Raw genomic sequence first — 18,397 nt, 5'->3', positions numbered from 1 at the left:
TAACCGACCGACTATCGACCGGAACGGAATTATGAGTGCGGAGTCCGCAACCAACTGGCAGACCTACAAGCGTCTGCTGTCCTACGTTAAACCCTTCTGGGCGGCGTTCCTGTTGGCCGTGCTGGGCAACGTCATCTATGCCGGTGCGTCCACGGGCATGGCGGCCGCGATGGAATACGTCATCAAGGCGATCGAAAACCCCACCGACGAGAACCGGTTGATGCTCACCGGCATGATTGTCGGCGTGTTTGCCCTGCGGGGGCTGGGTACGTTCCTCGGCCAGTATTTCATCAATTATGTCGGACGCCACGTGGTCAACGCCCTGCGTAACCAGGTGTTTGACCGGCTCTTGCGCCTGCCATCACGCTTCTACGACGATCACTCCAGCGGTCATCTGGTTTCCAAGCTGACCTTCAACGTGGAGCAGGTGGCCGATGCCACTACCAACGCAGTGACCATCACCCTGCGCGAGGGGCTCACGATCGTCGGTCTGATGGGCTTCATGCTCTACACCAACTGGAAGCTCACCCTGATTTTCGTGGCCCTCGGGCCGGTGATCGGTTTTGTGGTGAGCTATGCCAGCAAGCGTTTCCGCAAGCTCAGTCGCCGCATCCAGGGTTCCATGGGCGACATCACTCATGTCTCGTCGGAAACGATCAGTGGCTATCGGGTGGTTCGCATCTTCGGTGGCGAGGAATATGAGCGTGATCGTTTTCATTCGGTCAGCGGGCGCAACCTGAATCAGAGCCTGAAAATGGCGTCCACCCAGGCGATCAGCGTGCCGGTGATCCAGATTCTGGTGGCCTTTTCCATCGCGGCGCTGGTCTGGGTGATGCTGGCACCGGAGATCCGGGGTGGCATGACCACCGGACAGCTGGTGGCGTTTATCACTGCGGCGACCACCATGGCCAAGCCTATCCGCCAGGTGACGTCGGTCCATGCCAAGATCCAGAAAGGGGTTGCGGCGGCTCACGATGTCTTTGAAACCATCGACGAAACACCGGAAGAGGATTCGGGCACGTACGCTCCGGATCGGGTGAAGGGCGACATCAGCTTCAAGCAGGTGCGTTTCCATTACCGGGATCAACTGGACGATGTGCTCAAGGGCATCGATCTGGATATTCCACAGGGCCAGAGTATAGCGCTGGTGGGTCGCTCCGGCAGTGGTAAGTCGACACTGGTCAGTCTGCTGCCCCGTTTCTACGACTACACCGACGGCGAAGTGCAGATTGACGGCGTAGCCCTGCCGGAATACACCCTCGCAGCGCTGCGCCGGCAGATTGCGCTGGTGACCCAGAACGTGGTGCTCTTTAACGACACGATCGCCGCCAATATCGCTTACGGTGCGTTGCGTGACCATTCCCGCGAGGACATTCGCGACGCGGCCGCCAAGGCGCATGCTCTTGAGTTCATCGACCGCATGCCGGAAGGTATGGACACCCTGATCGGCGACAACGGGGTAATGCTCTCGGGTGGTCAGCGGCAGCGCCTGGCCATTGCCCGGGCGCTGCTCAAGGACGCTCCCATCCTGATCCTGGATGAGGCTACCTCGGCGCTGGATACCGAGTCCGAGCGGCACATCCAGGAAGCGTTGGATCTGGTCATGAAGGGCCGTACCACGCTGGTGATCGCCCACCGCCTGTCGACCATCGAGAAGGCTGATCGCATCCTCGTGATGGACGGCGGCCAGATTGTCGAAGCCGGTCGCCACGAGGAGTTGTTGGGGCAGGGCGGTATCTACGCCCAGTTGCACCAGACCAACTTCAGCGAAGCGGGTTAACCGGAGTGGTGGATCGCCTCTGGTACGGTTCCGGCCGGCCATTATGGCCATTGTGGCCGTTGGCGTGGTTGTTCCGGTGGATCACGCGCCGGCGTCGCGAAGCCTATCGGTGTGGCCGACGCACGGCCACGCGGCCGCCGGTGCCCGTCATCGTGGTGGGCAACATCACAGCCGGTGGCACCGGTAAGTCCCCATTAACCCTGGCCATCGTCGAGCACCTCAAGGCGAACGGCTGGCGCCCGGCCATCGTCAGTCGCGGCTACGGTGGGAAGGCGGATCGTCATCCCTTGCTGGTTCAATCCGATACCCCGGCCTCGGCCTGCGGCGATGAACCCCGCATGCTGGCCGATCAGGGGCAGGTGCCTGTGATTGTCGATCCGGTGCGTGCCAGGGGCGCCGTGTGGGCGTACGATGAGGGTCTGGCCGATGTGCTCGTGTGTGATGATGGCCTTCAGCACTACGCCCTGGGCCGGGATATCGAGCTTGCGGTCTTTGACGGCGAGCGCGGGCTGGGCAACGGCGCGCCGATTCCGGTGGGGCCACTGCGTGAAGAGGTGGCTCGAGTGAGCGATGTCGACGCCGTGATCTTCAACGGTCAGGGTGTCGCGAACATCGAGCATCCGCATTCAGCGGTCATGCAACTGGAGCCTGTCGGGTTGGTCAATGTCGCTTCCGGAGAGCGGCAGCCGGCGGCCTGGCTTTCCGGGCGCACTGTCACCGCCATCGCCGGCATCGGCAATCCCGAGCGGTTCTTCCGCGCGCTGCGGCGACTGGGTGCCGACGTGTCGGGTCGGGCCTTGCCTGATCATCACGAGATCCAGCAGGGGGATCTGGAACGCCCGGTCGGTTGCCCATTGATCATGACGGCCAAGGATGCGGTGAAATGCCGATCCCTGGTGGACGATAATTGCTGGGCATTGGAGATTCGTGCCAGTCTGCCAGAGACATTCTGGACTATGCTGGACAGGCGGCTGGCTGAACTCACCAGAACGCCAGTCTGAAACCTTGAGAGATAAAGCCATGGACAAGAAACTGATTGCCATGCTGGCCTGCCCCGTTTGCAAGGGTGAGCTGGCGCTCAACGAGGCACGGGACGAGTTGATCTGCCGTCCCGACGGTATGGCGTTTCCGGTGCGCGAAGGCATACCCGTTATGTTGGCCAGCGAGGCGCGCACGCTGACAACCGACGAGCGGCTGGACAAGCGCTGATCGTCGTCTGAATTCCGTCGGGCCGGGCGCCCGGCATGCCATTCCGGATACAGCGAAGAGTCAGGTACGACCATGTCATTCACCGTAGTGATTCCCGCACGCTATGCATCCACCCGTCTGCCGGGCAAGCCGCTCCTGGAGATCGGCGGGCAGACCATGATCGAACACGTCTATAACCGCGCCTGCGAAAGCGGGGCGGCTCGCGTCATCGTGGCGACGGACGACGAACGGATCGCCTCCGCTGCTGAAACGTTCGGCGCGGAGGTAGCGATGACCGCCGCCGATCACGCTTCCGGCACCGACCGCCTGGAAGAGGTGGCGCGTAAACTGGGTCTGGGACCCGAAGAGCGCGTGGTCAACGTCCAGGGCGACGAACCCCTGATCCCGCCGGCGTTGATCAATCAGGTGGCCGCCAACCTGGACAGCCATCCCGATGCCTCCATAGCCACCTTGTGCGAACCCATTGAGAGAACCGAGCAGGTACTGAACCCGAACGTGGTGAAGGTCGTCCGTGGGCATGACCGTTTTGCACTCTATTTCAGCCGGGCGCCCATTCCCTGGGCCCGTGAAGCCTGGCAACATCTGTCTTCAGTCGCGGGAGAGGGGGTGCCTGGGGGCATTCAATACCTGCGGCACATCGGCATCTATGGCTATCGGGTGAAGCTGCTGCACGATTTCGTCAGCTGGTCGGCCTCGCCGTTGGAGCAAGCGGAGTCCCTGGAGCAGTTGCGAGCCCTCGAAAACGGCGCACGCATCCACGTGGATATTGCCAGTGAGCGGCCGGCCGGCGGCGTCGACACGCCGGAAGATCTGGAGCGCATGCGCAAGGTGTTTGCTGACGGTCTGCTGGAGGTTGAGCAGGATGCCTGAGCCGGTTCGCGTGCTGTTTGTGTGCATGGGCAATATCTGTCGGTCTCCGACCGCCCATGCCATTTTCCTGAAGCGGATCGAGGAAGCGGGGCTGGACGATCGCATTGTCGTCGATTCCTGTGGTACCGGCGGCTGGCACATCGGCGATCCACCGGACCCCCGGGCCACCGAAGCGGGCGCCCGGCGGGGTTATGATCTGTCTCCGTTGCGGGCCCGGCTTATCCGGCCCGGCGATATGGATGCCTTCGATTACGTGCTGGTGATGGACCGGGACAACCTGGCGCGATCCACCGAGCTGAATCCGGATGGCCGGACACAGCCGGAGTTGTTCCTGACCTACGCGTCGGACAGTCCGGTGGACGAGGTGCCGGATCCCTATTATGGCGACGGTGATCGCTTCGAGCAGGTCCTGGACCTGATTGAATCGGCTTGCGACGGTCTGCTGGACCATATCCGGGAGCACCGGCTTTGAACGCCCGGGGGATCGAACCGACTGCCGATGTATCGCTGCAGGGGCTCAACACGCTGCGGCTCCCGGCTCGCGCGGCCTGGTTTGTCCGGATAACGGACGTCGACTCCCTGCGGGCGGCGCTGGACTGGGCGGATGAGCGAGGTTTGCCGGTGCTGGTTCTCGGCGGCGGTAGCAACGTCATCCTGGCCGGCGACTTCGATGGGCTGGTCATTCGTGTCGGTATCACCGGCCGTTGTTGGAGCGACGCCAACGGCGACACCGCAGAACTCGAGGTGGGCGCCGGCGAAAACTGGCACGAAACGGTGATGTATACCGTCAGGGCGGGTTATCGTGGACTGGAAAACCTGGCGCTGATCCCCGGCACCGTGGGAGCGGCGCCCATCCAGAACATTGGTGCCTATGGCGTAGAGCTGTCGGCAACGTTGCTCGACGTGGAAGTATGGGACCGCGATGCGGGCGAGGTGCGCCGTCTGTCGGCTGAGGCCTGTGAATTTGACTACCGGGACAGCGTCTTCAAGCGTCATCCTGAGCGCTACGTCATCCTGGGCATTCGCCTCCGGCTGTCCCGGACCGCGCCCCTCAACTTGGGCTATCGCGATCTCCAGGACTATTTTGCCGATGAGGACGTCGCCGAGCTGACCGCCGAGGATGTGGCGCGCGCCGTCATCAAGGTACGTTGCCGAAAGCTGCCGGACCCGGATTTCCTGCCCAATGTCGGCAGCTTCTTCAAAAACCCGGTGGTGCCGCTGAGCCAGTATGAATCACTGAAGGCGCAGTTCCCGGAACTGGTGGCTTATGTGGGCGCGGACAGCGCCAAGCTGGCGGCGGGCTGGCTGATCGACACCTGCGGCTGGAAGGGGTATCGGGAAGCCCACGTGGGCGTGCATAACCATCAGGCGCTCGTGCTGGTCCATCACGGTAACGGAAGGGGTGCCGAATTGCTGTCGCTCGCTGCCAGGATCCGCGACGATGTGATGAACCGTTTTGGCGTCGCCCTGGAAGTGGAGCCGCGTATCTTTCCGGTCGCCCTGCGTGAGGAGTTTCACTTCGGTTAGGGGCTCGATTGGCCGGACGGTTCAATCCGACACTCACGAAAAAGCCACCCGATCGGGTGGCTTTTTCGTTTCCTGAGCCTGATGCGGTCAGATCAGCCGCATTTGCTGTCGCCGCAGGACAGGCAGGTGGCGCAGCCATCCATCACGATCACGGCCTTGGTGTTGCACTTGCCGCACAGCGTGGCGTTGGCCGGGTAGTCGTTGCTGGCCTCGTCATTCGTGGACTCGGTCTGGCGAGACTCGAACTCGGCTCGCTTTTCGGCCAGGACGCGCTTGGCAACTTCGCCCATCTCTTCGTTTTCAATCAGGCCGATGGCCTTCATGTGACGCTCAATGACGGCACCGATCTCGGCGACCAGTGACGGCATGAACACGCCGCCTTTCTTGAAGTAGCCACCGTTCGGGTCATACACCGAACGCAGTTCTTCGACCAGGAACGTCACGTCGCCACCCTTGCGGAAGACCGCGGAGATAACGCGGGTGAGGGCGATGACCCACTGGAAGTGTTCCATCGACTTGGAGTTGATGAACACTTCATAGGGCTGACGGCTCTCATGATCCGTGCCTTCGTTGAGCAGGATGTCATTGATGGTGATGTACATCGCATGCTCGGCGATCGGCGGCTTGATCTTGTAGGTGGTTCCCAGCAGGAAATCCGGCCGCTCGATGTTTTCGTTCATCTTGATCGGTGCCGGTTCCTTGTTCTCCGGCACGTCGGTTTTGGGCGCGTCGTCAGCTTTGGTGACCCGGTAGCCAACGATTTTCTTGTCGATCTTGACGGTCATCTTTCTATGTCCTGTGTGCTGTGGTGACGGTTCAGTACTTGCCGTAGGTGCCTTCTTTCAGGGCGTCGAAGAGGTTCGCGGCGGTGTGGATCTCGCCGTCGTACTCAATCTCTTCATGGCCCTTGAGGCTCACCTTGGAACCGTCGTCCAGGGTAAATTCATACAGCGTATTCTCCAGGTCCTTCTGTTTGACCAGGACGCCCTGGAAGGCCTCCGGGTTGAAGCGGAACGTGGTGCAACCCTTGAGTCCCTTCTCGTAGGCGTACATGTAGATGTCCTTGAAGTCCGGATACGGGAAGTCGGTCGGAACGTTCGCCGTCTTGGAGATGGACGAGTCGACCCACTTCTGGGCGGCACCCTGGATATCCACGTGCTGCGTCGGTGTTACGTCGTCGGAGGTGGTGAAGTAGTCCGGCAGCTTCGCCTCGGCTTCGTCGGAGAAAGGCATGGCCTTCGCGTTGACCAGATGGCGATAGGCCAGCAATTCGTAAGAGAAGACGTCTACTTTCTCTTTGGTCTTGCGGCCTTCGCGGATCACGTTCCGCGCGTAATGATGCGAGAAGCTCGGCTCGATGCCGTTACTGGCGTTGTTGGCGAGCGACAGGCTGATGGTTCCTGTCGGCGCGATGGAGGTGTGATGCGTGAAGCGACCGCCTTTCTCGGCCAGCTTGGCAATCAGCTCCGGCTCGACCTCGCCAATACGCTGCATGTAGCGACTGTACTTGGCGTGCAGGATACGGCCAGGCACCTTGTCGCCTTCGTTGATGCCGTCTTCACGCAGCTGCGGGCACTTGGCCAGCATCTTGCCGGTGACTTCGAATTCGTCGTTCATGATCGGGGCCGGGCCCTTTTCCTCGGCCAGAGACAGGGACTGGCGCCAGCCTTCGACGGCCATCTCGCGCACGACGTTTTCGGTAAAGGCAACGGATTCCTCAGAACCATACGGCATGCGCAGCATCGCCAGTGTGGAACCCAGGCCCAGGATGCCCATGCCGTGACGGCGCTTGTAGCGGATCTCGTGGCGCTGCTCTTCCAGTGGCAGGCCGTTGATTTCCACCACGTTGTCCAGCATGCGGGTGAATACGCCCACAACCTGGCGGTACTTCTCGTAGTTGAAGCTTGCCTTCTCGGTGAACGGGTAGTCCACGAACTTGGTCAGGTTGACCGAGCCCAGCAGGCAGCTGCCATAAGGCGGCAGGGGTTGCTCGCCGCAGGGGTTGGTCGCGCGGATGTCCTCGCAGAACCAGTTGTTGTTCATCTGGTTGACCTTGTCGATCAGGATGAATCCCGGCTCGGCGTAGTCGTAGGTGGACGTCATGATGCTGTCCCAGATGAACTGGGCTTTCACGGTCTTGTAGATGCGGCAGGCGACCTTGCCTTCGTCGTTGCAGACGTAGCCTTCCTGGATCGGGAAGTCGCGGTAGACGAAGCTGGCCGCGTCGGTCAGGTCCAGTCCTTCGGATTCGGCTTCCTGTTCGGTGACCGGGAAAGACAGGTGCCAGTCCTCACCGTTCTTCACCGCTTCAATGAAATCCTCGGTGATCAGCAGCGACAGGTTGAACTGACGCAGACGACCGTCCTCACGCTTGGCCTGGATGAAATCGATCACGTCCGGATGATGCACGTCGAACGTGGCCATCTGGGCGCCGCGACGCCCACCGGCGGAGGACACGGTGAAGCACATGCGATCGAAGATATCCATAAAGGACAGCGGACCGGATGTGGTAGCGCCGGCGCCGGCGACGTAGGCACCTTTCGGGCGGAGCGTGGAGAATTCGTAGCCGATACCGCAACCGGCCTTGAGGGTCAGGCCGGCTTCGTGGTTCTTCTCCAGAATGTCGTTCATGGAGTCGTTGATGCTGCCGGAGACGGTGCAGTTGATGGTCGACGTCGCCGGTTTGTGTGCTTCAGCGCCGGCGTTGGACGTGATCCGGCCAGCCGGAATGGCGCCGTTCTGCAGGGCCCAGACGAATTCCTTGAAGTACTTCTCACGCTTCGCCTTGCTGGTTTCCACCTGGGCGAGGGCACGGGCAACGCGCGAGTAGGTGTCCTCGATGGTCTGGTCAACAGGCTCACCGCTCTTGGTTTTCAGCTGGTATTTGCTGTTCCAGATATCCAGCGAGGCATCCTGCATGGGAATGGTTGTCATGAGTTCCTGTACTTTCGCGTTCATTGCCGCCCTCAAAGCTCCGATGATTCCTAGATTCAGGCTCCTGCAAGCCCGACCCCAATGCCAGGCACCCTGTGGCCTGGCTCAATTAGAAACACTACATCTGGTGTTTAAGCGAGCGTTGCGCTGAAACACCGAAAACGGCCTGCTACCGCCTGTTGTCGCGGCTTACCGGCCGTGGATGGATACACTGCATCAACCGTCGTCGTTGGTTGGGCTGTATGAAATAAACCCAATATATCGGTCAATTTTCGAAAAGTATAACAGGATATTGTGGTCTGTGAAGGAAGCGGAAACTATCGATTGCTGAAGAATGGTCGGTAATTTTCAATCTTGGCGGTCTTGCAAAATCGCGATGAACGGGAATCCGGCGCGTCGGTGCGGTCAGAAGTCCTGCCACAACATGTAGTGTCTGTCGTGGGCGTTTTTTGATCACTTTTTGCGGTGGTCACGCCGGAATTGTGACGGCCTGCACGTCGAGTAAAAAGACGTGTCGCTAAAGTGGAATCATGGAGGGAATCTGTGAGTCGCCTGAGGGCCACAGGCTGTATCGCTTCATAACTCCAATAAAAGCAATAAGGGACTATAAAAATGCAAGGCCTGAAACTGAGTCCGTTAGCGCTGTGCCTGGCTTTTGCGCCAGTGACCAGCTTCGCGGAGATTCAAGCGCTCGACGAGAGTGAGATGGGCAATGTGACCGGCCAGTCCGGCGTGTCCATCGAGCTCGAAACCAAGGTCAATATCGACGAGTTCCGTTACACCGATGAGGGAACCCTGGCGATCAGCGATATTGAAATCGGCGGTACCAACCGCACCAATCTGTTCTCTGAAATCGGTTCTAACCTGACCAGTCAGCCGGCCAGCGATCTGCTGGATAACATCCGGATCAACATCGATGTTCTGGGCGACGGCGATGCGGTGGTCAACATCCTGCCGAATACGTTCGGCGCGGTGGACTTCCGTATGAGCACCGGTCAGTGGGAACTGCGTGGCGCCACCGACAGTACGACCATCCTGGACAACTTCCATATGGATGCGCTGATCGGCTCGGCCACCATTCGGGTGGATACGGCAACCGATATCCTGAATTTCAAGACAGACATTGCCATCGATGACATGGACTTCGATGCACCGTTCCTGGCGCTGGGGGTCAGGGACCTGCGTCTGACCGGCGACGAATACGACCCTGTTGCGCCGCAGCCGCTGGATCTGTTCGCCGACGTCGAGATGGATGTCTACCACGGTACCCGGGCCGATGGTCAAAGCGCACTGGCGATTGACCTCCAGGAATTCCGCTCCGATGTCTCCATCGGCGGGGTGCTGGTGGGCGGTACGTCGATTGGCTCGATTGCCCTGGATAATCTGTCCATCAACAACACGTCCCTGCGGGTCTACGGGCACTGAGGCGGTGCCGGAAAGATCGCGGCAGTCCGCCGCGATCTTTCTTCTTTCAGACGTGCTGAAAACTACTGATAATAACGCTGGATAATGTTTTCCATCTTTGTCCGGCCGTTTTTCTCCACCGTTTGCTTCAACGCGTCAATGCCCTCCTGAAACGCATTCACCACGCGATCCGGAACATCCGGACTGAAGGCGAAATAAGCCTGGGTTTTCAGGAGCTCCCTGACCATGCCGTAGTGGGCGGTATTCAAATCGTTCCGATTGATGTACCAGAGGGCCGCCGCCTCGTTGTAGGCCCAGAGGTCAATGCGGCCCGCTGCCAGCATCAGGGCCAGGCTGTTGCCGTTGCTTTGCCGATAAAGATGATCGCGGGAGAAGCCGGATTTCAGGGCGAGCTCCTCGCCAATGTCGTTGCGAATCACACCGACAATGGCGGAGGTAAGGTCGACCGGCGTCGCGTCGTCTCTGCGGGCAATCAATCCGATCTGGATGGGCATGACCGGACCCGCCCACTTGAACCGCTTTTCCCGGGATGGGACGCGCGCCGTCGCGAACAGCACCTGACGTGTGCCGTTCAGGGCGTCGGCATAGGCTCGGGCCCAGGGAAAGAAGCGGACATTGGCAGGATCGAAGTTCAGGCCCAGGGGTTTATCCAGCGCTTCGAGGACATCAATGAAGATGCCCCGGGCGATCTCGCGGCCGTCCGGGCTGGACGAGTCCCGGAAGTTGTAGGGTGGAAAATCCTCGCTGACATACTGGAGTTGGCTAATGACATCGTCTGCCCGGAGAGGCTGGATGAAAAATGAGGAAGCCAGTGCCAGGGCCGCGGTCGGAAACCGACCGAACCAGGACAGCATAACCGAGGTCATGCGAAGCACGATGCCATTCCTGCCTTTCACGTCGATGAGGAGATGCGATCTCGAGGCCGGTGCCCATAGCTTGCTATCGACACCGGTCCTTTCTGAAAACTAACCGCAAAGGAGAGGAAATGCCAGTTTTGGCGACATAAACCCGAAACAGGTTGCTGCTGAGGCCTGTTCAGCCAAGCAGCAGACTGTCATCACTGACTTCGATGCCACGCTGCTTCTCGAACAGTTTCAGCAGGTCGCTGACAGTCAGCCCTTCGCGTTCCTGGCCGGCAATATCGAAGACCACCTGGCCCTGGTGCAGCATCACGGTACGTTCGCCCACTTCCAGCGCCTGTTTCATGCTGTGGGTGACCATCAGGGCCGTCTTTTTCTGGTCGTGGATGATGCGCTTGGTGAGATCCAGCACGAACTCCGCCGTGCGGGGGTCCAGGGCCGCGGTGTGCTCATCCAGCAGCAGGATGCTGGACGGGTTGAGGCTGGCCATCAGCAAACTGACCGCCTGGCGCTGGCCGCCGGACAGCAGCCCCATCTTGTCCCCCAGGCGGTTCTCCAGCCCCAGGTTCAGCGTGGCCAGACCTTCCCGGAAGCGATCCCGGTAGCGGGTCTTGACGGCTGATCCGAGGCCCCGTCGCATGCCCCGTTTGATGGCCAGCGACATGTTTTCCTCGATGGTGAGGTTCTCGCAGGTTCCGGCCAGTGGATCCTGGAACACCCGGGAAACGCGACCGGCCCGTTTGTGGGTGGACAGGCGGGTGACGTCCACGCCATCCACTTCGATGCGGCCGCTGTCCACCAGCACCTCGCCGGACAGGGCGTTGAGGAGCGTGGATTTGCCGGCGCCGTTACTGCCGATCACCGTGACGAATTCGCCCTGATTCACGGTCAGGCTGAGGCCCCGCAGGGCCGGATTTTCCAAGGGCGTGCCCTTGCCGAAAGTGAGTCTGAGGTCTTTTACGGTAATCATGGCTCAGCTCCGGGAAAACAGGGCTTTCACCGAATGCCGTGCATTCGGCAGGACAATGGCGAGAGTGACCAGAACGGCGGTGATCAGGTTGAGGTCCTGTGTTTTCAGGCCGATGAAGTCTGCGTTCAGCGCCAGGGCGATCGCCAGACGATAGAGGATCGCGCCGATAATGCATGCGAGCAGGGCCCGAATCACGCTGCGCGGCGCCAGGACGGCTTCGCCGCCAATCAGGGAGGCCAGGCCGACGACGATCACGCCAACACCCATGGTCACGTCCGCCGCCCCCTGGCTCTGGGCAAACAGGGAGCCTGCCAGCGCCACCAGACCATTGGACAGCGCCACACCGAGAATGATCATCCAGCCGGTGGCAATGCCCTGGGCCCGCGCCATGCGGGGATTGGCGCCGGTGGCCCGCATCGCCAGACCGGTTTCCGATTCCATAAAACGCCACAGCAGGATCAGTACCACCACGGCGACAATAAAGAACAGCACGACCGGCACCTGATGGAAGGCCAGCCCCAGGTCGTACCAGGGGGTCAGCACGGTGTCTTCCGAAAGCAGGGCGATGTTGGGGCGCCCCATGATGCGCAGGTTGACGGAATAGAGCGCGATCATGGTCAGGATCGACGCCAGAAGATTGAGGATCTTCAGGCGCACGTTCAGCGTTGCCGTGACGGCGCCGGCCGCCATGCCGGCCAGAATCGCCGCGCCGGTCGCCAGCCAGGGATTCCAGCCGTTGATGATCATGACGGCTGAAACGGCAGCGCCCAATGGGAAACTGCCGTCGACTGTCAGGTCGGGAAAGTCGAGAACCCGGAATGACAGGTAAATCCCGAAGGCAACCAGGCCGTAGATCAGCCCGGTTTCAAAGGCCCCGTACAGGGCGATTTCGCTCAGCATGGTGGTCCTACTGCAATATGGATCAGTTTTCGATGACTTTTTCGGCGTCCTCGATGACGTCCGGTTTCAGCTCAATGCCCATGCGCTTGGCAGCGCCCGGGTTCACGTACAGGGAGAGTGTTTCCACCCCGCCAACCGGGATGTCGCCGGGGTTTTCACCCTTGAGCACGCGTCCCACGAGTTTGCCGGTCTGACGGCCAACGTCGTAGTAGTCGAAACCCAGGGCAGCGACGGCGCCGCGGGAGACGGTCGCGGTATCGGCGGCGAAGACGGGAATCTTGGCGCGTTCACCGACGGAGATGACGGCTTCGGCGGCAGAGATCACGGTGTTGTCGGTGGTCAGGTAGATGGCGTCGACCTTGCCGACCAGGGAACGGGCAGCGCCGAGCACTTCGGACGTCTTGGTGGCTGCTGCCTTGACCAGTTTCAGACCGCGGGCTTTCAGACGCTCATCCAGATCATTGACCAGGGCCACCGCATTGGCCTCGCCCGGGTTGTAGACGGTACCGATGGTCTTGGCGTCGGGCACCACGCGCTGGACCATGTCCAGGTGTTTGTCCAGCGGCAGCATATCGCTGACACCGGTGATGTTGCTGCCGGGGTGCTCCAGGCTTTTGACCAGTTTCGCGCCCACCGGATCGGTCACCGCCGAGAAGACGACGGGAATGTCGCGGGCCGCAGCAGCAACGGTCTGGGCGGACGGTGTGGCAATGGCGACGATCACGTCCGGCTGGTCTCCCACGAACTTGCGGGCGATCTGGGCGGCAACCGCGGTGTTTGCCTGGGCGCTCTCATGCTCGTAGGTGACATCGGTGCCCTCGGCATAGCCTTCAGCGGTCAGTTCATCCTTGACGCCCTGGTAGACGGCGTCGAGGGCCGGGTGTTCAACGATCTGCGTCACGGCGACGACACGTGGGTCGGCCTGGAGGACGCCAGCCACAAGCAGTGCGAGCGCTGCAAAGACAACTCTCAGGGTGGAACGATTCATGCGGTGATACTCCCGATCCTCTGGTGGTTGGTGAGCCGTCTGAGTGGGTGTTCCCACCCATGCCAGCCGACCGATCGAACGGCGTCTGCCGGTTCAGCGGCTCTTCATTATGTCATTGCCCGGGAAAAATGCTGGGCCGCGAAAAGTGGCGGATTCTACCATAGAACGTAAGGGATACTCTCTACGGGGTAGCCGCAGTGGCCGGTATCAGGCCGATGGGCGGACGTGTCGGTACAGGAACTGGATACGCAGGTTATGGCTGGCCCGCAGAATGGTATAGGTAAAGCCCGCGGCGAAGAGCAGGGCCAGGCCGGTCAGCAGGATGTCAGCGGTCATGTCGCCGTGCAGGCCCAACTGGAACGCCTTCAGCGCATTGCCGATATGCCGGAAAAGCAGATACAGCGTAAAGCCAAGCCCCAGCACGCAGGAGAGGATCTGCGTCAGGCTGATCATGAGTGGCGGAATGGTCGCCCGGTGACCGCAGTAGCTGCACTGGTAACGGTCGGCGGCATCCGGCTCGTCGATTCGCGAAACCGGATCCATCAACCCCTTTCGGCAGTCAATGCAGACGTACATGATGTCCTTCCTGTTTCTGGTCGTCATCGCATTATGAGCAAGTTGTCAGGGGGTTGCCGGGTCTGGGTCACGTTTTACGGCGCAGTGTCGTCGTTCGCCTCTTGAGCCCTGCGGTCAGTATGGCTATCGTCATTTAGTTGAATACCTGTCACATTCTGGCGAAAAGCGCTGTGCTGAAATAGCCTGTAACAGGATTCGGCCACCGAAGGCCAGCGGTGTGGGCGGGCACAACGCGGTGCTCCGCTAAACCGGTTTCAGCGCATCCTAGCCGTGTTGGCGGGGTTGCGCAAAGATCAATAACAACAGACAGCAGACAAGGACCTCCATGGACACCAAGAATAAACTTCCTCTTGATATGGTCTACCACTGGGAAACAGCGCGTGCCGGAGACGTGTACCTGTCCCAGCCGATGGGCGGTGGCACTGTCATCGACTTCACCTGGCGACGTGCGGTGGGTGAGGCGCGGAGGATGGCGTCGTATCTCAAGTCGCTCAACCTGCCCGAGAATAGCCGCATCGGTATCCTTTCCAAGAACTGCGCCCACTGGATTCTATCCGACTGGGCCATCTGGATGGCGGGCCATATTTCCGTCCCGCTGTATCCGACCCTGAACGCCGACACCGTTCACTACGTGTTGGAGCATAGCGGCTGTGAGGTGTTGTTTGTCGGTAAGCTGGACGACTGGGACAGTATGAAGGCCGGCGTGCCGGACAGTGTCCACTGCCTCTCTTATCCGCTGAGCCCGCCCAACGATTTCAAGACCTGGGACGATATTGTCGCGAAGTACCCGCCCATGAAGGAAAATGTCCAGCGCGATCCGCATGAGCTGGCGACCATCGTCTACACCTCCGGCAGCACCGGACGGCCCAAAGGGGTCATGCTGAGCTTTGAGAACCTGGGCTACGCCTCGGTTGGCGGAATGGAAGCGCTCGATGTGACCGCGAATGAGCGGATGTTGTCCTATTTACCGCTGTCGCACGTGTTCGAGCGTTTTGTCGTGGAGCTGGGGTCGATGTACCGCGGGTTCCATCTGTATTTCGCCGAGTCCCTGGATACTTTCGTCGAAGATCTCAAGCGGGCCCAGCCGACGCTCTTCCTGGCGGTGCCCCGGATCTGGACCAAATTCCAGCACGGCGTTTTCCAGAAGATGCCCCAGGAGAAACTGGCACGTCTGCTGCGGATTCCGCTGCTCAATCGCCTGATCAAGCGGAAGGTGCTTACCAACCTGGGGCTCCAGCACGTGAAGTTCGCCGGTAGCGGTTCAGCGCCCCTGTCCCACGATATTCTGGATTGGTACCGGGGGCTGGGCCTCGAGCTGCTGGAAGGCTACGGTATGTCCGAGAATTTTGCCTATTCTCACATGACCAAGCCGGGACGGGCGCGGACCGGTTACGTCGGTGAGCCGCTGCCGGGTGTCGACGTGCGGATCAGCGACGAGGGGGAGGTGCAGATCAAGAGCCCGGCCACCATGATGGGGTATTACCGGGACGAGGAGAAAACCCGGGAAACCTTCACCGAAGACGGCTACCTGCGCACCGGCGACAAGGGCGAGGTCGATGAGCTCGGACGTCTGCGCCTGACCGGCCGCATCAAGGAAATCTTCAAGACCAGCAAGGGCAAATACGTCGCCCCGGCGCCCATCGAGAACCGGCTCATGAGTCATCCCGACATCGAGATGGTCTGTGTGTCCGGGGCCAATCATCCGCAGCCGCACTGCCTGGTGATGCTGTCCGAGGACGCTCAGCGGAAGACGGCGGACGATGCTTTCCGCAAGGAACTGGAGCAGAGCTTCAAGACGCTGCTGACCGAGGTCAACGGCGCTGTCGATCCCCATGAGCAATTGAAATTCATGGCGGTGGTGCGGGACGAGTGGAGTATCGAGAACGACTTCCTGACCCCGACACTGAAGCTCAAGCGTAATGTGGTTGAGGACGCCTACAAGGACATGGCGGACACCTGGTACAACGAGAAGCAACCCATTATCTGGCAATAGGCGGCGTGGGCCCGCCCGGCGTGTCATCGCGCCGGAGCGGGCCCGGTATTGCATCCCTCCCTGAATCTCGTCCTGTGCATCCTTTAGTCGAATTGGGTCTTTGCGCTGGTCCGGCATAGACTGCCGGTATAAGGAGGCGCCTTATGACCCAGCTGGACCGGCTGCAGACCCGCATTAACGAACATATTCCCCTTACACGCGCGCTGGGCGTGACGGTGGCCGACTACACCGGCGATCAGATCACCGTGAAAGCGCCGCTGGCGCTCAATCACAATCACCAGGGCACGGGTTTTGGTGGCAGCGTCTATGCCGTGGCCGTCGTCGGGGCCTGGTCTTTGCTGGAGCTCTGGCTGGAAGACCGCCAGTTGAAAGGAAACGTGGTCATCCAGTCCGGCGCCATCGACTACGGCTTGCCCGTCAACAGCGACTTCTTCGCCCGCTGCAGGTTGCCCTCCGCTGAGGACATGGAGCGGTTTGAGCGTAGCATCGAGCGACGGGGAAAGGGGCGGGTGGTCCTTGAGGTGACGGTGTTCGTCGAGGAGGGCGGTACGGCTTTTCCGGCCGCGACGTTCAGCGGTCGCTTTGTGGTGACCCGGGCGTAAAGCACTTCGGTCAGTGGAATTCCCGGGATGCGGCTATCGAGCGGCTCATCAGCACGATCGGGATAATGCCCGCAGCCACAATAACCAGCGCCGGCAATCCGCTCTGGCGCAGCATTTCATCCGAGGCGTACTGATACACGTAGGTGGCCAGCGTCTCGAAATTGAACGGCCGCAGGATCAGCGTGGCCGGCAATTCCTTCATGCAATCCACGAACACGACGAGAGCGGCGGTCAGCAGCGTTCCCTTCAGCATCGGCAGGTGCACGCGAAGCAGCGTCTTGCCGGCTGGCACCCCCATGGATCGGGCGGCCATGTCCATACTGGGCGTGATTTTTTGTAGGGCGCTCTCCAGGCTGCCGGCCGACACCGCCAGAAAACGAACGGTGTAGGCAAAGATGATGGCGAACGCGGTGCCGCTTAATAGCAGGCCGGTATTCCAGCCCAGCCACTGCTCCATGCGCAGGTCGAGCCAGTTGTCGAACGCGGCCAGCGGTACAATCACGCCGACCGCCAGTACCGCTCCCGGCATCGCATATCCGAGACTGGAAAGCCGCATCAGCACGCGCATGCCCGGCGTGTCGTGCAGTCGGCGACTGTAAGCCAGTAAAAGGCCGATCAGCAGGGTCGTCAGGGCCGCCGCGGTGGACAGAAACAGGCTGTTCAGGGCGTTTTCCAGGAAATCGTCCGTCCAGCTCTCGGCAAAGTACTCCACCGCGTAGTAGCCCAGAACCGCTGCCGGCACCACAAACCCCAGCAACAACGGCAATCCGCAGGCCACCACGCAAGCTGCCTGGCGACTCCGGGACAGGGTGAAACGGTGCAGGGGATCGCGCATGTCCCGGGCAGCGTATTGTTGCTGGCGGCGACGAGAGTAGCGCTCCAGGGTCACCAGGATGAGAACGAAGGCGAGCATGATGCTTGCAATCTGGGCCGCGCCACCCAGGTTGCCCAGATTCATCCAGGTGTCGAACAGGCCGGCGGTCAGCGTGTTGACGGCAAAGAAGTCGACGGTGCCGAAATCGTTCAGGGTCTCCATCAGAACCAGTGACAGGCCCACCGCAATGGCGGGCCGGGCAATCGGCAGCACCACCCGAAAGAATGTGCCCAGGGCGGACTGGCCGAGGCTTCGGCTGACCGCAAACAGCGAAGGGGATTGTTCCAGGAAAGCGGCCCTGGCCAGCAGATAAACGTAGGGATACAGCACCAGTCCGATCATCAGGATGGCGCCGGGCAGGCTGCGGATGGCCGGGAACCAGTAGTCGCCGGCATCCTGCCAGTCGAACATCTCCCGCAGGGCCGCCTGAACCGGTCCGGCGTAGTCGAGCAGGTCGGTGTAGACGTAGGCGATGACATAAGCCGGCACCGCAAACGGCAGCAGCAGGGCCCACTCGAAAAAGCGCCGGCCGGGGAACTGGCACATGGTAACCAGCCAGGCGGTACCGACGCCGATGACCAGCGTCAGCACGGATACGCCGAGCATTAACTGGACAGTATTCGACAGGTAGATGGGAAGCGTTGTCTCCACCAGGTGAGGCCAGATGTTGTCGTCCGGAAACAGCGCCAGCACCAGCACGGCGCCGACAGGCAACGCCACCAACAGCGTGGTGACAGTCGCGGCAAGCAGCCAGCGCCGGGAGGTGCCGGACTTCAGGGGCTGTTGTTCAATCGGGGGCGATGGCGCGTCGACGGCCTGGCTCATGGGAGTCCTTGGGGCGGTAAGCGCTGCCCGGGAAAAATTCGGGCAGCCTGCCTGGAATGAATCG

General features: G+C 60.8%; 17 protein-coding genes. 9 read left to right on the top strand and 8 right to left on the bottom strand.

Annotated elements, in window-relative coordinates; all coding sequences use genetic code 11:
* The first annotated feature begins 31 nt into the window (after positions 1-31).
* The 6 genes from msbA (at position 32) to murB (ending at position 5,386) form a co-directional block, all read left to right on the top strand.
* Positions 32-1,780, top strand: a complete 1,749-nt coding sequence (gene msbA / locus EB809_RS03805; protein ID WP_123633480.1) for a lipid A export permease/ATP-binding protein MsbA — start codon at positions 32-34, stop codon at positions 1,778-1,780.
* A gap of 5 nt (positions 1,781-1,785) precedes the next feature.
* Positions 1,786-2,781 (top strand): tetraacyldisaccharide 4'-kinase, encoded by a 996-nt coding sequence (lpxK, locus tag EB809_RS03800; protein WP_123633479.1) that lies wholly within the window; start codon positions 1,786-1,788, stop codon positions 2,779-2,781.
* A 19-nt stretch (positions 2,782-2,800) separates the two neighbouring features.
* Entirely contained in the window at positions 2,801-2,989 is a 189-nt protein-coding gene (locus tag EB809_RS03795; protein WP_123633478.1) for a Trm112 family protein, read from the top strand.
* 72 nt (positions 2,990-3,061) lie between these two features.
* A complete protein-coding gene (kdsB, locus tag EB809_RS03790; RefSeq protein ID WP_123633477.1) occupies positions 3,062-3,859 on the top strand; it encodes a 3-deoxy-manno-octulosonate cytidylyltransferase in 798 nt (265 codons plus the stop codon).
* Positions 3,852-4,331 (top strand): low molecular weight protein-tyrosine-phosphatase, encoded by a 480-nt coding sequence (locus EB809_RS03785; RefSeq protein WP_123633476.1) that lies wholly within the window; start codon positions 3,852-3,854, stop codon positions 4,329-4,331. The genes kdsB and EB809_RS03785 overlap by 8 nt, the downstream gene beginning before the upstream one ends.
* Positions 4,328-5,386 (top strand): UDP-N-acetylmuramate dehydrogenase, encoded by a 1,059-nt coding sequence (murB, locus tag EB809_RS03780; protein ID WP_123633475.1) that lies wholly within the window; start codon positions 4,328-4,330, stop codon positions 5,384-5,386. The genes EB809_RS03785 and murB overlap by 4 nt, the downstream gene beginning before the upstream one ends.
* Positions 5,387-5,478: 92 nt before the next feature.
* Here the strand turns inward: murB and EB809_RS03775 are convergent, their stop codons facing one another.
* Together EB809_RS03775 and EB809_RS03770 are read right to left on the bottom strand one after the other, a co-directional pair.
* Positions 5,479-6,171 (bottom strand): NrdJb, encoded by a 693-nt coding sequence (locus tag EB809_RS03775; protein WP_123633474.1) that lies wholly within the window; start codon positions 6,169-6,171, stop codon positions 5,479-5,481.
* A gap of 31 nt (positions 6,172-6,202) precedes the next feature.
* Positions 6,203-8,344, bottom strand: coding sequence for an adenosylcobalamin-dependent ribonucleoside-diphosphate reductase (locus EB809_RS03770; RefSeq protein WP_123633473.1), 2,142 nt, complete (start codon positions 8,342-8,344; stop codon positions 6,203-6,205).
* 588 nt (positions 8,345-8,932) lie between these two features.
* Here EB809_RS03770 and EB809_RS03765 point away from each other — a divergent pair.
* Positions 8,933-9,745, top strand: a complete 813-nt coding sequence (locus tag EB809_RS03765) for a DUF6160 family protein (protein WP_123633472.1) — start codon at positions 8,933-8,935, stop codon at positions 9,743-9,745.
* Positions 9,746-9,807: 62 nt separating this feature from the next.
* Here EB809_RS03765 and EB809_RS03760 read toward each other — a convergent pair whose 3' ends face one another.
* The 5 genes from EB809_RS03760 to EB809_RS03740 form a co-directional block, all read right to left on the bottom strand.
* A complete protein-coding gene (locus tag EB809_RS03760) occupies positions 9,808-10,620 on the bottom strand; it encodes a transporter substrate-binding domain-containing protein (RefSeq protein WP_123633471.1) in 813 nt (270 codons plus the stop codon).
* Between the two features lie 160 nt (positions 10,621-10,780).
* Positions 10,781-11,575, bottom strand: a complete 795-nt coding sequence (locus tag EB809_RS03755; protein WP_123633470.1) for an ABC transporter ATP-binding protein — start codon at positions 11,573-11,575, stop codon at positions 10,781-10,783.
* 3 nt (positions 11,576-11,578) lie between these two features.
* Entirely contained in the window at positions 11,579-12,475 is an 897-nt protein-coding gene (locus EB809_RS03750) for an ABC transporter permease (protein WP_123633469.1), read from the bottom strand.
* 22 nt (positions 12,476-12,497) lie between these two features.
* A complete protein-coding gene (locus EB809_RS03745) occupies positions 12,498-13,463 on the bottom strand; it encodes an ABC transporter substrate-binding protein (protein WP_123633468.1) in 966 nt (321 codons plus the stop codon).
* Positions 13,464-13,670: 207 nt separating this feature from the next.
* Positions 13,671-14,039, bottom strand: a complete 369-nt coding sequence (locus EB809_RS03740) for a hypothetical protein (RefSeq protein WP_123633467.1) — start codon at positions 14,037-14,039, stop codon at positions 13,671-13,673.
* A gap of 325 nt (positions 14,040-14,364) precedes the next feature.
* On the opposite strand from EB809_RS03740, the gene EB809_RS03735 reads away from it, so the two are divergent.
* Together EB809_RS03735 and EB809_RS03730 are read left to right on the top strand one after the other, a co-directional pair.
* Positions 14,365-16,032 carry an AMP-binding protein gene (locus EB809_RS03735; protein WP_123633466.1) on the top strand — a complete coding sequence of 556 codons (1,668 nt, stop codon included), beginning with the start codon at positions 14,365-14,367 and terminating at the stop codon, positions 16,030-16,032.
* Between the two features lie 143 nt (positions 16,033-16,175).
* Positions 16,176-16,634 (top strand): thioesterase domain-containing protein, encoded by a 459-nt coding sequence (locus EB809_RS03730; RefSeq protein ID WP_123633465.1) that lies wholly within the window; start codon positions 16,176-16,178, stop codon positions 16,632-16,634.
* Positions 16,635-16,644: 10 nt separating this feature from the next.
* Here the strand turns inward: EB809_RS03730 and EB809_RS03725 are convergent, their stop codons facing one another.
* On the bottom strand, positions 16,645-18,333 hold the full coding sequence (locus EB809_RS03725) for an ABC transporter permease (RefSeq protein ID WP_123633464.1): 1,689 nt from the start codon (positions 18,331-18,333) through the stop codon (positions 16,645-16,647).
* Between the last annotated feature and the right edge of the window lie 64 nt (positions 18,334-18,397).

It is taken from the genome of Marinobacter sp. R17 (assembly GCF_003789045.1).
Taxonomy (GTDB): Bacteria; Pseudomonadota; Gammaproteobacteria; order Pseudomonadales; family Oleiphilaceae; genus Marinobacter_A; species Marinobacter_A mangrovi.
This window is presented reverse-complemented; position numbering and strand designations above follow the sequence as displayed.

Excerpts from the sequence above, each read along its gene's own strand:
- msbA (WP_123633480.1), top strand. The coding sequence starts at position 32 with ATGAGTGCGGAGTCCGCAACCAACTGGCAGACCTACAAGCGTCTGCTG.
- EB809_RS03795 (WP_123633478.1), top strand. The coding sequence starts at position 2,801 with ATGGACAAGAAACTGATTGCCATGCTGGCCTGCCCCGTTTGCAAGGGT.
- kdsB (WP_123633477.1), top strand. The coding sequence starts at position 3,062 with ATGTCATTCACCGTAGTGATTCCCGCACGCTATGCATCCACCCGTCTG.
- EB809_RS03785 (WP_123633476.1), top strand. The coding sequence starts at position 3,852 with ATGCCTGAGCCGGTTCGCGTGCTGTTTGTGTGCATGGGCAATATCTGT.
- EB809_RS03775 (WP_123633474.1), bottom strand. The coding sequence starts at position 6,171 with ATGACCGTCAAGATCGACAAGAAAATCGTTGGCTACCGGGTCACCAAA.
- EB809_RS03770 (WP_123633473.1), bottom strand. The coding sequence starts at position 8,344 with ATGAACGCGAAAGTACAGGAACTCATGACAACCATTCCCATGCAGGAT.
- EB809_RS03765 (WP_123633472.1), top strand. The coding sequence starts at position 8,933 with ATGCAAGGCCTGAAACTGAGTCCGTTAGCGCTGTGCCTGGCTTTTGCG.
- EB809_RS03755 (WP_123633470.1), bottom strand. The coding sequence starts at position 11,575 with ATGATTACCGTAAAAGACCTCAGACTCACTTTCGGCAAGGGCACGCCC.
- EB809_RS03750 (WP_123633469.1), bottom strand. The coding sequence starts at position 12,475 with ATGCTGAGCGAAATCGCCCTGTACGGGGCCTTTGAAACCGGGCTGATC.
- EB809_RS03745 (WP_123633468.1), bottom strand. The coding sequence starts at position 13,463 with ATGAATCGTTCCACCCTGAGAGTTGTCTTTGCAGCGCTCGCACTGCTT.
- EB809_RS03740 (WP_123633467.1), bottom strand. The coding sequence starts at position 14,039 with ATGTACGTCTGCATTGACTGCCGAAAGGGGTTGATGGATCCGGTTTCG.
- EB809_RS03735 (WP_123633466.1), top strand. The coding sequence starts at position 14,365 with ATGGACACCAAGAATAAACTTCCTCTTGATATGGTCTACCACTGGGAA.
- EB809_RS03730 (WP_123633465.1), top strand. The coding sequence starts at position 16,176 with ATGACCCAGCTGGACCGGCTGCAGACCCGCATTAACGAACATATTCCC.
- EB809_RS03725 (WP_123633464.1), bottom strand. The coding sequence starts at position 18,333 with ATGAGCCAGGCCGTCGACGCGCCATCGCCCCCGATTGAACAACAGCCC.